This is a genomic window from Pseudomonas sp. MF6396, assembly GCF_002018915.1.
GTDB lineage: Bacteria > Pseudomonadota > Gammaproteobacteria > Pseudomonadales > Pseudomonadaceae > Aquipseudomonas > Aquipseudomonas palmensis.
In genome coordinates this window covers 82,985-97,343 of sequence record NZ_MVOK01000007.1, presented here as the reverse complement: position 1 = coordinate 97,343, position 14,359 = coordinate 82,985, and the positions used below count along the sequence as shown (strand labels likewise).

At 67.8% G+C, this 14,359-nt stretch carries 10 protein-coding genes and 2 pseudogenes; 2 read left to right on the top strand and 10 right to left on the bottom strand.

Features of this window, described 5'->3' with window-relative positions:
• Positions 1 to 8 precede the first annotated feature (8 nt).
• Positions 9 to 815: a CSS-motif domain-containing protein gene (locus MF6396_RS09350; RefSeq protein WP_078480158.1), complete on the bottom strand. Its 807-nt coding sequence runs from the start codon at positions 813 to 815 to the stop codon at positions 9 to 11.
• Positions 816 to 955: 140 nt separating this feature from the next.
• Positions 956 to 1,660: a type 1 glutamine amidotransferase domain-containing protein gene (locus MF6396_RS09345; RefSeq protein ID WP_078480157.1), complete on the bottom strand. Its 705-nt coding sequence runs from the start codon at positions 1,658 to 1,660 to the stop codon at positions 956 to 958.
• Between the two features lie 146 nt (positions 1,661 to 1,806).
• On the opposite strand from MF6396_RS09345, the gene MF6396_RS09340 reads away from it, so the two are divergent.
• Both MF6396_RS09340 and MF6396_RS09335 read left to right on the top strand, forming a co-directional pair.
• On the top strand, positions 1,807 to 2,268 hold the full coding sequence (locus MF6396_RS09340; RefSeq protein ID WP_238596426.1) for a nucleoside deaminase: 462 nt from the start codon (positions 1,807 to 1,809) through the stop codon (positions 2,266 to 2,268).
• 23 nt (positions 2,269 to 2,291) lie between these two features.
• Complete coding sequence (locus MF6396_RS09335; protein ID WP_231390610.1) at positions 2,292 to 4,373, top strand: ATP-binding protein; 2,082 nt, start codon at positions 2,292 to 2,294, stop codon at positions 4,371 to 4,373.
• On the opposite strand, the gene MF6396_RS09330 is transcribed toward MF6396_RS09335, so the two are convergent.
• From MF6396_RS09330 to MF6396_RS09300, 8 genes and pseudogenes are all read right to left on the bottom strand, one after another.
• Entirely contained in the window at positions 4,325 to 5,293 is a 969-nt protein-coding gene (locus MF6396_RS09330; protein ID WP_078480156.1) for a lysylphosphatidylglycerol synthase domain-containing protein, read from the bottom strand. The genes MF6396_RS09335 and MF6396_RS09330 overlap by 49 nt on opposite strands.
• Positions 5,290 to 6,501, bottom strand: coding sequence for a cardiolipin synthase ClsB (gene clsB / locus MF6396_RS09325; protein WP_054915377.1), 1,212 nt, complete (start codon positions 6,499 to 6,501; stop codon positions 5,290 to 5,292). The genes MF6396_RS09330 and clsB overlap by 4 nt, the downstream gene beginning before the upstream one ends.
• Positions 6,498 to 7,280: an endonuclease/exonuclease/phosphatase family protein gene (locus MF6396_RS09320; protein WP_043862922.1), complete on the bottom strand. Its 783-nt coding sequence runs from the start codon at positions 7,278 to 7,280 to the stop codon at positions 6,498 to 6,500. The genes clsB and MF6396_RS09320 overlap by 4 nt, the downstream gene beginning before the upstream one ends.
• Positions 7,277 to 8,905, bottom strand: a complete 1,629-nt coding sequence (locus tag MF6396_RS09315; RefSeq protein ID WP_078480155.1) for a response regulator — start codon at positions 8,903 to 8,905, stop codon at positions 7,277 to 7,279. The genes MF6396_RS09320 and MF6396_RS09315 overlap by 4 nt, the downstream gene beginning before the upstream one ends.
• A gap of 117 nt (positions 8,906 to 9,022) precedes the next feature.
• Positions 9,023 to 10,075 carry a tetratricopeptide repeat protein gene (locus MF6396_RS09310; RefSeq protein ID WP_078480154.1) on the bottom strand — a complete coding sequence of 351 codons (1,053 nt, stop codon included), beginning with the start codon at positions 10,073 to 10,075 and terminating at the stop codon, positions 9,023 to 9,025.
• A 113-nt stretch (positions 10,076 to 10,188) separates the two neighbouring features.
• A pseudogene (locus MF6396_RS29445) lies at positions 10,189 to 10,758 on the bottom strand (methyl-accepting chemotaxis protein); the annotation flags it as partial.
• Between the two features lie 285 nt (positions 10,759 to 11,043).
• Positions 11,044 to 11,697 (bottom strand): annotated as a pseudogene (locus MF6396_RS29440) (HAMP domain-containing protein); the annotation flags it as partial.
• 195 nt (positions 11,698 to 11,892) lie between these two features.
• Positions 11,893 to 14,352 (bottom strand): TonB-dependent receptor plug domain-containing protein, encoded by a 2,460-nt coding sequence (locus MF6396_RS09300; protein WP_058540677.1) that lies wholly within the window; start codon positions 14,350 to 14,352, stop codon positions 11,893 to 11,895.
• Between the last annotated feature and the right edge of the window lie 7 nt (positions 14,353 to 14,359).

The following is a 14,359-nucleotide window of genomic DNA, read 5'->3' as shown; positions in this document are numbered from 1 at the left end:
CGCCGGCCTCAACCGTAACGACGCACCGATGGCGCGCGGCGGTTGCGAAACAGCGTCCAGTACACCGCTGCCGAGGTCATGACGCCCACCAGCAGCAACGACGGGATGATGGCCTGGGCGTTGGACAGCATCGCCTGCCAGATATGGCCGTCCGGGTAGCCGCCATGGATGGTGTACCCGTAACTGGCGGACAGCACGCGGACATGCTGTTCGGAGTGATCGGGCAGCACGTCGTCGAAGGTGCTGCCCTCGCTCCACAGGTAATCGTCACCGAACTGCAGCACCAGATTGGCGCTGGTCTTTACCCGCTGCATCGTGGCTTGCAGGGTCTTGGCGTCGACCAGGGCCAGCACGCCGAGCGGGTACTCCTGCAGGCGGTAATACAGGATGGCCGAGTCCGGGGTCACATCGTTGCCCGGCTCCAGGCGCAGGCGCTGGTTGAAGAAGCTGCCCGGGTCGACCAGCAGCTGGTATTCGCCGTGCACCGTGCTGCAGTAGGCCCGGTTCTCGCGCACCAGCACCAGCGAGCGCAGCTCGGGGCGCATCACCACTTCGGTACGCAGGCTGGGCAGGGCCCGCGGGCAGGGGAAGTCCGCCAGGTTGAGCACCTTGTTGCTGGCATTGTGCAGCGAGTCGAGGATGCGATCGATGTCCTGCTGGGTGTGCTGGATCGAGACCAGGGTCGACTCGGCCAGCATCTTTTCCACCTGCCAGCTCATGATCAACAGGCCGCACCCCACAGGGGTCAGGCCGATCAACAGGATGACCAGCAGTTCCAGCAGCACACGGCCAGCGCGAAATTTGTGACGGGGCATGATTCACCTATGTTGACAGAGCGGGCCGCAGGGGCGCGCGGGCATCTTGAGCGGATGCCGTTCAGCATAAGTGAGGGGCGTAGTTTGCCCTTGTAAGACGCGACGACATTGGCCGTGCTATTCGTCGACGCTCCGGGGGGCTAGCCTGCCTTCGATGCGGCCAGTACTGCCAGCACCTGGCGTGCGACAGCAGCCGAGGAGGCGGGGTTCTGCCCGGTGATCAGGCGCCCCTCGCGCTGGTCGCGCACCACGTATTCCTGCCAGGGGTCCTCGGCCTTGCTGTACAGGCCACCGCGCGCGGCCAGTTCGTTCTCGGTCAGAAACGGCACCACCTTGTCCAGTTCGGCCAGTTGTTCCTCGACGTTGGAGAACCCGGTAACCTCGCGGTCCTTGAGCAGCAGGGTGTTGTCACTGAGCTTGATGTTGAGCAGGCCGACCGCGCCATGGCACACCGAGGCCACCACGCCGCCGGCCTCGAAGATCTGGCGCGCCAGGCCCTGCAATGCCGTGTTGTCGGGGAAGTCCCAGATCACCCCGTGGCCGCCGGTGAAATAGATCGCGTGGTAGTCCTGCGCCTTGACCTGGTCAGGGGCCAGGGTGGCGCCCAGGCGGTTCATGAACGCCTTGTCGTCGTACCACTGCCAATCCAGGTCCGGGGCCATGCTCAGGCTGTGCGGGTCGATCGGCACGTAGCCGCCGGCGGGGCTCACATAGTCCACCTTGTAGCCGGCCTTCTCGATCACCGCAACGAAGTGCACGGCTTCGCCCAGCCACAGCCCGGTGGCGCGCTTGAGGCTCGGATACCTGGCGGTATTGGTCAGCACTACCAGTACTTTCTTGCTCATTGCAGCGTTCCTCTGGTGATCGGGCGCGGGGAGGGGGGGGCGAAGCAAACCTATAGAGCATAGTCGCGGCCGCAAAACCCGCCATCGCCCAGGGCGTTGTGCTAGTTTCCACCCATACAGCCGCTGTCACAGGAGTCACCGTCATCATGTCCACACACACCGATCCGTTCATGCAGGCCGCCATCGACGAAGCGCGGAAGAGCCTGGCAGAAGGTGGCATTCCCATCGGCTCGGTGATCGTGCACCAGGGCAGGATCATCGGACGCGGCCACAACCGCCGGGTGCAACAGGGCAGCGCGATACTGCACGGTGAAATGAGCGCGCTCGAAGATGCCGGGCGCCAGCCGGCCAGCGTGTACGCCGACGCCACCCTCTATACCACCCTGTCACCCTGCGCCATGTGCAGCGGCGCCATCCTGCTGTACGGCATCAAGCAGGTGGTGATCGGCGAGCACCACACCTTCCTGGGCGAGGAGGCCCTGCTGCAGAGCCGTGGCGTGAACCTGCAGGTGCTGCATGACGCCACCTGCACCGGCCTGATGCGCAGATTCATCGAGGACCACCCCCAGCTCTGGAACGAAGATATCGGCGAGCAGTCCGAGCCTTGAGCCCCAAGGAAGCGCACCCGATCATGCACACCCCCCATTCTGAAGCGGCCCCGAACCTGTCGGGCGGCATGAGCGATGCGGTACGCCAGTTCGACTGGAGCCGCACCGCCCTGGGGCCGGCGCCGCAATGGCAGGCTTCGCTGCGCATCGCCGTGGACATGCTGCTGGCTTCCAAGTTTCCGGGTTGCCTGGTGTGGGGCCCCGAGCTGATCAGCATCCACAACGACGCGTTCGTGCCCTTGCTCGGCGCCAAGCCGGCGCCGCTGGGCAAGCCGCTGAGCGTGATCTGGAGCGACGTGTGGGACGATATCAGCGCCCTGGCGCAGCGGGCTTACGCCGGCGAAGCGGTGTTCATGGAAAACTTCGCGCTCGATACCGACCGCAACGGGGACGTGGAGCGGGCGTACTTCACCTTCTGTTACAGCCCGGTGCGCGACGAGTCCGGCCAGGTGGCGGGCTTTCTGAACACCGTGTTCGAAACCACCGAGACGGTCAGAAACGAGCAGGTGTGGCGCGAACGCGCCGATGCCTTCGAACAGAAGATCATGGAGCAGACCGCAGACCACGAGCGCATCTGGGAGCTGTCCAGCGACATCATGATGCTGGTGCGCGAAGACCTGCAGATCTACGCCATCAATGCCTGCGGTCGCGAGCTGCTGGGCTGGGACGATTCGTTCATCGGCAGGCCGGTGCTGGAGCTGTGCCATGTCGACGACCGCCCGGGCATCGAAGCGGTGCACCAGCAACTGCGGGCCGGGCAGACCGTGCAGGGCTTCAAGTGCCGCTACCGTCACCGTGACGGCCATTACCGCTGGTTCAACTGGTCGATCGTGCCCAGCACCGGCATCTATACCGCCATCGGCCACGACATCACCCTGGACCAGGAGCGCGCCGCGGCCCTGGTGCAAGCCGAGGAACTGCTGCGCCAGAGCCAGAAGATGGATGCCGTGGGCCAGTTGACCGCCGGCATGGCACACGACTTCAACAACCTGCTGACCGGCATCAGCGGCAGCCTGGAAATGATCGAGCGGCGTATCGGCAGTGGCCAGCTGGACGGCCTGGATCGCTACATCGCCGCCGCCAAGGAGGCGTCCCAGCGCGCGGCGGTGCTCACCCACCGCCTGCTGGCATTCGCCCGGCGCCAGCCCCTCGACCCGCGCCCGGCAGACCTCAATGCCCTGGTGCACGGCATGGACGCCCTGATCCGCCAGACCCTGGGCCCGGACATCGCCCTGCAGCTGAAGGTCGAGCCGCAGCTGTGGCGCACCCTGGTGGACGCCAACCAGCTGGAAAACGCCTTGCTCAACCTATGCATCAACGCACGCGATGCGATGCGCGCCGGCGGGCGCCTGACCATCAGTACCGGCAATGAACGCTACGATGCCCGGGTCGCAGGCAGGGACGGCCTGCCCCCTGGCGACTACTGCTCGCTGACGGTCGAGGACGACGGCCAGGGCATGAGCCCCCAGGTGATGGAGCGCGCCTTCGAACCCTTCTTCACCACCAAACCCGTGGGCCAGGGCACCGGCCTGGGCCTGTCGATGGTGTACGGTTTCGTGCGTCAGTCGGGCGGGCGGGTGTGGATCGAGGCGTCCGATACCGGCGGCACCCGCATCAGGCTGGTGCTGCCACGCTACTGTGGCGCCGACAGCCAGTCTGCGGCCAGCGTACCGGTGCCGGCCAAGGTCAGCGTGCCGGGCAAGGGGCGGATCCTGCTGATCGATGACGAACCGACCCTGCGCATGCTGATCAAGGAGGTGCTGCAACAGGAAGGCTACGACGTGATCGAGGCCGTGGATGGCCGTTCAGGCCTGGCGGCGTGCCTGGCCGGCCCGCCGGTCGACCTGCTGATCACCGACATCGGCCTGCCCGGCGGTTTCAGTGGGCGCCAGGTGGCCAGCGAGGTGCGCCGGCACAACCCGCAGCAGAACATCCTGTTCATCACCGGCTACACCGACGAAGCCATCGCCCAGCGCGACACCCTCGAGGCGGGGGTGGAACTGCTGACCAAGCCCTTCCCGCTGGACCGCCTGCAGCGCAAGGTCAAGGCCATGCTTCAGCGCGCCGAGTCGCGTGGGCCGGGGGCCGGCACGCCGGCGCCCTGACTGGCCACGCGCTCCAGCAGCAGGTAGACGATGCAAGCCACCAGCAGCGGCAGCAGAAAGTACAGTACGCGGTAGGCAATCAGCGCCGCCAGCAGGGTGCCCTTGGCGTACTGGCCCTGCAGCAGGGTGATGAACACCGTCTCCAGCACCCCCAGGCCTGCCGGAATATGCGTGATCACCCCGGCAATGCTGCTGATCATCAGCACCCCGACGATGCTCGGGTAGCCCACCTTGTCCGGCAGCAGGGTGTAGATCACCAGCCCCATCAGCAGCCAGTTGCATGCCCCCATGACGGCCTGCAGCAGTGCCAGGCGGATGCCCGGCAGCGTGAGCACCTGCCCGCGCACCTGCCAGCTGCGGCGCCTGGCGAACGCGCAGGCGCCCAGGTAGGCCGCAGCGGCCAGCAGCATCAGCACACCGATCACGCGCAGCCCGCCGGTGCCGATCTCCATTCCCGCCGGCAGGCGCGGCAGGCCACAGGCGAACAGGCTGCCGGCCACCAGCAAGTAGCCCAGCCAGTTGGTCACCAGGCCCAGCCCGAGCAGGCGGCTGATGGTCGGTACATCCAGCCCCAGGCGCGAATACAGGCGATAGCGCAGGGCAACCCCGCCCACCCAGGCACTCAGGTTCAGGTTGAACGCGTAGCACACGAAGGCCAGCGGCACGACCTGGCGCGCCGGCAGCTGGTGGCCGGTGTAGCGCCGCCCCAGCAGGTCATAGCAGCTGAACAGCACGAAGCTGCACGCCGCAATCGCCCCGCCCAGCAGCAACACCCCGGGCGGGTACGACACCAGGGCGTGACGCACCTCGCCCCAGTCCTGGTTGCGCAGCAACATGAACAGCAATGTCGGTATCAGGATGAAGAACGCCAGGGTCAGGGCCCGGCGCGCCCATTGCCAGTGTGTGCCGGAACGCTTCATGACAGCGGCTCCTGGAGCGCCGCTGGCGGCTGCAGCGGCTTGAGCCGGGGCTGGTGCGCAGGCAGCCAGCCGACGATGGCCGGGAACAGCCGGGTGAAGTGGAACGCCATGAAGATCAGCGGCGCGCGCCACCAGTAACCGCGCAGCACCCGTTGCAGGGTCACCGGCTTGCATTGGCTGTGGGCCAGCGCCTGCAGGTGCTCGCCCAGCAGCTGGTTGAAGGCCTGGTCGCGGATCACCAGGTTGGCCTCGAGGTTCAGCGACAGGCTCAGCGGGTCGAGGTTGCTCGACCCCACCGTGGACCACTCGCGGTCCACCACCGCGACCTTGCCGTGCAGCGGGCGCTCGCAGTACTCGTGAATGCGCACGCCGTCGCGCAGCAGGTAGTTGTAGAGCATGCGCGAGCACAGCCGCACCAGCGGCATGTCGGGCATGCCCTGCAGGATCAGGGTGACGTCCACGCCACGCCGGGCCGCATTGCGCAGGGCCCGCAGCATCCGGTAGCCGGGGAAGAAATAGGCGTTGGCGATGATGATCCGTTCGCGCGCGGTGACGATGGCGCGCATGTAGTGCTGCTCGATGTCGGTGGGGTGCTCGGCGTTGTCGCGGATGCACAGGCACATGCGCGCCTGCACGCTGTCGGCACTGATCGGCGGCGCCCGGCGCCACCAGCCCCGGGGCCGCACAGGGCGGGCGCGCTGGGCGTCGAGCAGGGTCAGGGTGGCCTGCTGCAGGTCGGCCACGATCGGCCCCCGTACCCGCACGGCGTAGTCCTGCTTGGCCATCGGCCCGAAGTCGGCCAGGTGGTCGGCGCTGTAGTTGATTCCGCCGACAAAGGCAGTGTGCCCGTCGATCACCAGGATCTTGCGGTGCAGGCGGCGGAACAGGTTGGTGCGCAGCCCCAGCCGCCGCGGGCTCGGGTCGAACGCCTGCAGGTGCACACCGGCCTGGCTCAGCGCCAGCAGAAAGGCGTTGCTCAGGTCGGCGGTGCCATAACCGTCCACCAGCACCTCCACCTGCACGCCGCGTTGCGCTGCCTCGATCAATACCTGTTGCAGCTGCTTGCCGACCTTGTCTTCGAAAATGATGAAGGTCTCCAGCAGCACCTGCTCCCTGGCATTGGCAATCGCCTCGAAGGCGGCCGGGAAGTACGCCTCGCCATTGATCAGCAATTGCACCTCGTTATCCTCGCGCCAGTCGGCCTTCATAGCAGTACCTCCACGAACAGCGGCAAGTGGTCTGACAGGTGCGACCAGGGTTTGCGCCCCATCACCCGGGGTTGCCGGGCCTGGGCGTTGCGCACATAGATACGGTCCAGGCACAGCAGCGGCCAGCGCGCCGGAAAGCTGCGTGCGGGGCGCCCGTGGGCCTGGGTGAACACCTCCACCAGGCCGCAGCCGGCCAGGTGCTGGTCGGCGCGCTGGCGCCAGTCATTGAAGTCGCCCGCCACGATCACCGGCGCCTCGGCGGGCAGGCTGTCCAGCAGCCGGCACAGCAGGCGCAACTGCTTGACGCGCTGGCGCTCATCCAGCCCCAGGTGCGCACACACGGTGTGCAGCGGACGCTGGCCGGGAACATCGAGCACGGCGTGGAGCAGGCCGCGGCGCTCGCTGCCGGTCACGCTCACATCGAGGTTTTCGTAATGCCGGATGGCGAACTTGGACAGCAGCGCATTGCCGTGCTCGCCGTCCGGGTACACCGCATTGCGCCCGTAGGCGTACTGCGGCCACAGGCTGTCGGCCAGGAACTCGTACTGCGGCACGTGGGACCAGTCCGGGTGGCGGCTGGCATGGCCACGGTGGCTGCCCAGCACCTCCTGCAGAAACACCAGGTCGGCGTCCTGGCTGCGCACGGCCTCGCGTAGCTCGGGCAGCACATAACGCCGGTTGAACGCGCTGAAGCCCTTGTGCACATTCACCGTAAGCACCCGCACGGCGTGCTCGGTGACCTGCCGGCCGGCCACCGGCGGGGGCTGGGGCAGGCTCATGGGGCGTTGCCCGGGCCGAGCATCTGCGCCACCTTGCGCGTCAGCTGGGTGAACTTGAATGGCTTGTTGATCATCTGCATGCCCGGGTCGAGAAAGCCCCGGCACGAGGTGGCGTTTTCGGCGTAGCCGGTGATGAACAGCACCTTCAGCCCCGGGCGCAGCTTGCGCGCGATCTCCGCCAGCTGGCGCCCGTTCATCCCCGGCAGCCCCACATCGCTGATCAGCAGGTCGATCGGCCGGTCGGAGCGCAGAACCGACAGTGCCAGGCTGGCGTCGGCCACCTCGCAGCACTGGTAGCCCTGCTCGGCGAGGGTCTCGTGGACCAGCTGGCGCACCGTGTGGTCGTCCTCCACGATCAGCACGCGGTTGCTGCCATTGGCCTCCGGCGGCGGGCCGGGGGCGTGCGCTGGCGCGCCCTGTACATCCCCCACATGACGCGGCAGGTAGAGCTCGACCTGGGTGCCATGGCCGATGCTGCTGTACAGCGCCACGTGCCCCTGGGACTGGCGACTGAAGCCATACACCATCGACAGGCCCAGCCCGGTGCCCTGGCCGATGGGCTTGGTGGTGAAGAAGGGGTCGAAGGCGCGGTCCACGCTGCTTTGCGGCATGCCGCAGCCGTTGTCGTGCACGCTCAGCAGTACATAGTCGCCGCTGGCCAGCGGATGCCCGCCAGGCAACGGCTTGCCCTGGCGACGGTTGCCGGCGTGGATGCGCAGCTCACCGCCGTTGGGCATGGCATCACGGGCGTTGCTCAGCAGGTTGTCGATGGCTTCGCGCAACTGCTGCGCGTCCACCTCGATGTGCCACAGGTCGGCGTCGAGGCTGACCTGCAGGTCGATCTGCGGGGTCAGCAGGGCGCGCAGCTGGTCGCCGTCCAGCAGGCTGGCCAGGCTGACCGGGCCCGCATCCAGCGGCTGACGGCTGGAGAATGCCAGCAGCCGATGGGTCATGCTGGCGGCGCGCTGCACCGCCCCCAGGCTCATGTCGATAAGCTTGGGCAGGTCTTCCTGGCGGCCCTGGGCAAGGCGCCGGCGGATCAGTTCCACGCTGCCGCCGATGCCGGTAAGCAGGTTGTTGAAGTCGTGGGCCACACCGCCGGCCAACTGGCCGATGGCTTCCATCTTCTGCGTGTGGCGCAGCTGTTGTTCGTCTTCGCGCAGGTGGCGCAGTTGCTCTTCCACCCGCTGCTCCAGGTCCTGCAGGCGGGCCGCGCTGTACTGGGCCTGGTACTGTCGACGGCGGGCGCGCAGCGAAGCGTGGGTCAGGGCCAGCAGGCCGCTGGGCTGGAACGGGCATGCCAGCAGGAACAGGTTGCCCAGCGCCGTGTGCAGGTCGGCGTCCGGCGCCCGGGCCGGGCTGGTCAGCAGCACCACCGGCAGGTCCGACCAGGCGGGCTGGGTACGCAGGTAGTTGTGCACGGGCGACTGCACGAAGCCGCCCAGGGACTCGTCGGCGATGATGGCCAGCCCCGCGCCCTGGCCCAGGGCATCGGCCATCTCGTCCAGGTCGCGGGTGGCCAGCGCCTGTATGCCGGCTTCGTCGAACAGGTTCAGCGCCAGGCGGCTGAGGGTGGGCGGGGCAAGTATCAGTGCGCGTTCGCCGTTTGGCACCGAATTGTTCACGGGCGATCTCCTTTGATAACGCACAGCCAGGCGATTGCCTTTTTATCCATGCACTATCACTGGACACGCCACTTTCGGCGGGGTTCAAAACGCTTGCGGGAGCCCGGACGAGGGGCCTCAGAGGCCTTGCTGCACCAGCGGATCGTCCGGGTTCTGCTGCTCCAGCTGGGCCAGCAGCACCTGCACGTTCTGCAGCTGGCCGGTCTCTTTCCAGTAGCCGATCAGCAGCACCCGCGCCTTGCGGTTGGCCGGCTGGCGGGCGAGCAGGGTTTCAAGCTGCTTCTGCGCCACCTCGACCTGCTCCAGGCTGTGCAGGGTCAACGCCAGGGTATAGCGATACTCGGCGTTGTCCGGGTCCAGCGCCAGGGCCCGGTCGAACGCCAGCAGCGCGTATTCGTGCTGGTCGTGGCGCATCAGCCACAGGCCCAGCTCGTGTTGCAGGAAGGCCGAGTCGGGGTGGCGCTTGAGCGCCTGGGCCAGCAGCTCGCGGGAGGCATCGGCGTGGCCCTGGCTGTCGAGCAGGCGCACCTTGGCCGCCAGTGCCTCGAGGTCGTCGGGGGCCAGCGCCAATGCTCGCTCCAGTGCCTGCGCCGCCTCGTCGTCATGGCCCTCGTGCACGTACAGCCGGGCCAGGTGCACCTGGGCGGCGGCCTCGTCGAGCTGCTTGAGCAAGGCCTGCTGGTACTGCTCCAGTGCCTGCTGCAGCGGGCCGTAGTACAGGCCGACATCGTCCGGGCCCAGCCCCAGCAGCGCATCGACCGCGGCAAAGCGCACGCTCTGCTCGGGGTCTTCGAGCATCGGCCCCAGCAGCACGCTGCGCTGCGGCGCCGGCACCAGCGCGCTGATGCTGGCGATCGCCGCGCGGCGCACCAGCGGGTCGTCGTGGCTCAGGTCCTGGTCGGCCAGCTTCAGCGCCAGCGGCGAAGGGTAGTTGGGCAGCTCGGCATGCAGGCTGGCGCGGCGAATGCCCGACAGGTCGGCGCGCGCCAGTTGCTGGTACAGCACCCGCGCCGCCCCCGGCTGCCCTTCATGGGCCATGGTCAGCGCCTTGGTGTAGCCATGGCTGGGGGCCGGCGCGGGGGCCGGGGCGTCACCCAGCCAGCCGTAGCCCAGCCCGATGACGAGCAGCACGAGCAGGCTGAGCAGGGTATAGAGGCGCGGTTTTGACATGCGGCATCCGGGCAGGCGGGGTGGGGCAAGCTTGGGTCAGCCAGGAAACGGAGTCAATCCGTTTTCCCCCTTCACCTGCCCGCGCCCTGCGCCGCAGCCCGTGCCGCGAGCCGTCAGGTGCGAAAATGCACCACCAGGCTCTGCAGGTCGCTGCCCAGGCGCGCCAGTTCGACGCTGGAGCTGGCGATCTCGCTGCTGGCCAGTGCCGACTGGTCGGCGGTTTCGCGCACATGCAGCACGTTGCGGGTGATTTCCTCGACCACCGTGGTCTGTTCTTCGGCGGCGCTGGCGATGCGCAGGCTCATCTGCTGGATGTCCGAGACCTGCCGGGTGATCGCCGCCAGCGCATCGCCGGTGTTGCGCACCCCGGTCACGGTCGACTGGGTCTGCTCCACGCTGGACTGCATGATCTGCGTACTCTCGTTGGCAATGCGCTGCAACTCGCCGATCAGGTGCTCGATCTCCTCGGAAGACTGCTGGGTACGCTGGGCCAGGCTGCGCACCTCGTCGGCCACCACTGCGAAGCCGCGCCCGGCCTCGCCGGCACGTGCCGCCTCGATGGCGGCATTGAGCGCCAGCAGGTTGGTCTGCCCGGCCACGGCCTTGATCACCCCGAGCACGCTGGCGATACGGTCGATTTCCTGGTGCAGGCGGCTCATCGACTCGGCCGACACCCCGACCTCGCCGGCCAGCGCCTCGATCTGCACGATGGCATTGCGCGAGATGCCCGAGGCGCCGCTGGCTTCCTCGTCGGCCTGGCGGGCCGCCTGGGCCGCGTCTTCGGAGTTGCGCGCCACGGCCTGCACCATCGAGGTCATCTGGTTCATGGCGGTGGCGACCCGGTCGGTGTCGCTGCGCTGGCTGTCGGTGCCGGCCTGGGTCTGGGTGGTGATGGTGGCCAGCTGGCTGGCCGATACCGCCAGTTGCGAGGAGCCGTGACCAATGCGCGTGATCACCTCGCGCAGACGCTGGCTCATGTCGCCGATGGCGCGCAGCAGCTGGCCCAGTTCGTCACGCCGATGGCTGTCCAGCTGCACGGTGAGGTCGCCGTGGGCGATGCGCTCGGCCGCCTCCAGGCTCTGGCGCAGCGGGCGCACGATCTGCCGGCCGATCAGCCAGGCGATCAGGGTGCCCAGCACCAGGGTCGCGACGGTCACGCCCAGCAGAATCGAGACCACCGTGGCCACGCTGGCGGCAGCGCGCTCCTCTTCCTTCTTGTACAGCACGTTGATGCTGCCCTGCAGGTCGGCCAGCAGGGCGTTGGCCTGCACCACCCGGGCGCTGTCGGGCGGGTCCAGGGCCAGGGCGGCCTGGTGGGTGGTGATGTAGCCCTGCAGGCCGTCGGCCAGTTGCTGCACGGTCTGCAGGTCTTCGGCGGGCCAGGCGCCGCGCTGCACGTCCTCGAGCACCGCGTTCAGTGCGCTGTGCAAGGCCTGCTGGTGGGTCTGGTGGGTGTCCAGGTGGGCGGCCTGGGGCGCCAGCGCGTACTGGTAGTTGGCCTCGCGGGCAAACACCGTTTCGTCGAACAGGGTGCTCAGTCGGTTGATCCGCTCGAACGAGGTCTTGTCGTTGTGCAACCCCTTGAGGCCGGTGGCGGCCAACCACACCGCCAGGGCCAGCATCAGCCCGAAGCCCAGTGCCAGTTTGCGGGTGACGGTGAGGTTTTCCAGTGAAAGTACGCGCAGCATGAACGCTCCTTAGAGTGGGGGGAACGTGGTTCCCGCCACACTATAGAAGCGCTGTCGCAGTGGATGAAGGCTAAGTGCCATACATCACGCCAAACGTTGATCCAGCTCAATTTTATTGTCGGACAAAACTCAGAAGTCGTAACTCAGGCTGGTGTAGTAGAACGCGCCCTGGGCGCCCTCGGGCGAGGTGATCGAGTACTTCTGCACCCCGTACAGGGTCTGGCCTTCGAGTTTGTCGGGGTGGCTGTCGAACAGGTTGATCGCACCCACCGAGACCTTCAGCCCCTGGTCGAAGCGGTAGCTCAGGTCCAGGTCGGTGATCCACTGTGCGCTGAAGGTCTGGTCCAGGTCGGGGTTGCTGGCATTGAGGCTCTGCCATTCACCGTAGCGGCGCTGGGTCAGGGTCACGCCCCAGTTCTGGTACAGCCAGTTGGCGCTGAGGGTCAGCTTGGTGTCGGGGGTGCCGTGCTCGATCAGGCCCTGGGTGGCGCGCCCGACGATCTGGTTGCCGGCAATGCCGCCGGCATCGCGCAGTTCGGTGATGCGCGTGCGGGTCTTGGCGAAGCCGGCGTTCAGGTCCAGCCGGCCGTACTGCGCCAGGTCCCACTGGTACTGGCCGGCCAGCTCGATGCCGTCGGTGCGGGTGTCGGCAATGTTGGTATAGAACGCCGCACTCTGGATGTTGGCATACGGCGTACCGGCGAAGATCGGCCCCACCACGCTGGCCGGCAACTGGTCGGACAGGGTGATGCGGTTGTCGATGTCGATGCGGTAGGCGTCCACGGTCACCGAGGCGTTGGCCAGCGGGCGCCACACCAGGCCCAGGGAGTAGTTGGTCGACTCTTCGGGCTTGAGCGCGCGCCCGCCCAGCAGCGCGGCCTCGGGGCTGTCGGCACGCAGGGTGCGCTGCTGCACCTCGACCCAGTTGCCGCTGCCAGGTGGCTGCTCCACCACCTGCACGCTGAACGAGGACAGCCCGCTCTGCACCAGTGAAGGGGCGCGGTAGCCGGTGCTGAGGCTGCCGCGTGCGGCGATCTGCGGGGTGAAGTCGTAGCGCAGCGACAGCTTGCCGTTGGTGGTGTCGCCAAAGTCCGAGTAATGCTCCGAGCGCAGCGCCACGCCGGCCTGGAACTTGTCGGTGAGCTGCCCTTCGAGGTCGACATAGGCGCCGAACACCTTGCGCTCCAGCGACGCGGCATCGACGTTGGTGATGCCCGAGTAGTAACCGGGGATCGGCCGCCCGCTGACCGGGTCCAGGCTGCCGAACAGCGGCCCGTTCTGCCAGCCGGCCGCCTCGCCGGCGCCCAGGTGGTAGTTCTCCTTGCGCCAGGCCAGGCCCGCCGACAGGGTCAGCGGCCTGGCCAGCAGGTCGGTGGGGAAGTCGCGCACCCAGTCCAGGGTCAGGTTGGTCTGTTGGTTCTCGCGCTCGCCGGTGTAGATGCTCGACGGGCTGGCCGTGCCCCAGCTGGGGTTGATGGCGTTGCGGTCGGTGGACTTCAACGTGTCGTTGCCGTAGTTGGCAGCCAGGTCGAACGTGCCCAGGGTTTCGTCCTCCCAGCGCAGGCCGCCGGTCACGGCATAGTCTTGCAGGTTGTAGCGGGTGACCGGCAGGCGCCCGTCCGGGTAGCGGCGCAGCGCATCGCTGCCGTAGTTGCGGGCCAGGGTGGTGGGCGGGTCGAAGAAGCCGTCGGCGTCGGTGTTCTTGTGCGCATAGGTGGCAAAGCCATAGGCGGTCAGCCCTTCACCCAGGCCGATTTCGCTGTTGGCCACCAGGTTGTACTGGTCCGAGACATTGCCCGAGCCCCAGCGCCAGGTGCGGTAGCGGTTGTTCTGCTCGCGCGGGGTATCGGTGCTGGTGCTGCCGGGGTAGAAGATCCGGTTGTCGGGGTTGGTGTCGCTGGCCGGGTCCTGGCTGCCGGCATCGAAGCTCAGGGTCAGGAAGCCATCGTTGGGCAGGGCCAGGCCCTTCCAGCCGCTGAGCTTGCGCTGCAGGCCGTCGCCCTTGTCATAGCCGCCGAAGCGATAGCCCACGTTGCCGCCGTCGTCGTTCTCCTTGAGCACGATGTTGATCACCCCGGCGATGGCGTCCGAGCCGTACTGGGCGGCGGCGCCGTCGCGCAGGATCTCCACCCGCGACACCGCGCTGAGCGGGATCAGGCTCAGGTCCACGGCCGCTGCGCCACGCCCGTTGGCCAGGCCCTGGCGGGTCACGTTGGCGCTGGTATGGCGGCGCTTGCCGTTGACCAGCACCAGCACCTGGTCCGACGCCAGGCCGCGCAGCGAGGCGCCCTGGGCGATGGAGCCGGCGAACGCGCCCTGGGGCGACTGCGGGAAGCTGAACGAGGGCGACAGGGCGGTCAGCGCACCGGACAGGTCGCTGGCGCCGGTGTCCTGCAGCTTTTCGGCGCTCAGCACATCCACCGGGGCTGCGCTTTGCAGCGCGGTGACGTCGCTGCGGCGGGTGCCGACCACGACCACGGTATCGAGCTTGTCATCCGCGCCGGGTGCGGCCTGGGCAGAGCATTCGGGCACGGCAACGCTGCCGATGACCAGCGCGATGGCGCCGGCCAAGGGGGTGGGACGCAACATGGGGTGT

Coding starts and splice junctions, on each gene's coding strand:
- MF6396_RS09330 (WP_078480156.1), bottom strand. CDS start 5,293: ATGAAGCGTTCCGGCACACACTGGCAATGGGCGCGCCGGGCCCTGACC.
- MF6396_RS09300 (WP_058540677.1), bottom strand. CDS start 14,352: ATGTTGCGTCCCACCCCCTTGGCCGGCGCCATCGCGCTGGTCATCGGC.
- clsB (WP_054915377.1), bottom strand. CDS start 6,501: ATGAAGGCCGACTGGCGCGAGGATAACGAGGTGCAATTGCTGATCAAT.
- MF6396_RS09350 (WP_078480158.1), bottom strand. CDS start 815: ATGCCCCGTCACAAATTTCGCGCTGGCCGTGTGCTGCTGGAACTGCTG.
- MF6396_RS09345 (WP_078480157.1), bottom strand. CDS start 1,660: ATGAGCAAGAAAGTACTGGTAGTGCTGACCAATACCGCCAGGTATCCG.
- MF6396_RS09310 (WP_078480154.1), bottom strand. CDS start 10,075: ATGTCAAAACCGCGCCTCTATACCCTGCTCAGCCTGCTCGTGCTGCTC.
- MF6396_RS09340 (WP_238596426.1), top strand. CDS start 1,807: ATGTCCACACACACCGATCCGTTCATGCAGGCCGCCATCGACGAAGCG.
- MF6396_RS09320 (WP_043862922.1), bottom strand. CDS start 7,280: ATGAGCCTGCCCCAGCCCCCGCCGGTGGCCGGCCGGCAGGTCACCGAG.
- MF6396_RS09335 (WP_231390610.1), top strand. CDS start 2,292: ATGCACACCCCCCATTCTGAAGCGGCCCCGAACCTGTCGGGCGGCATG.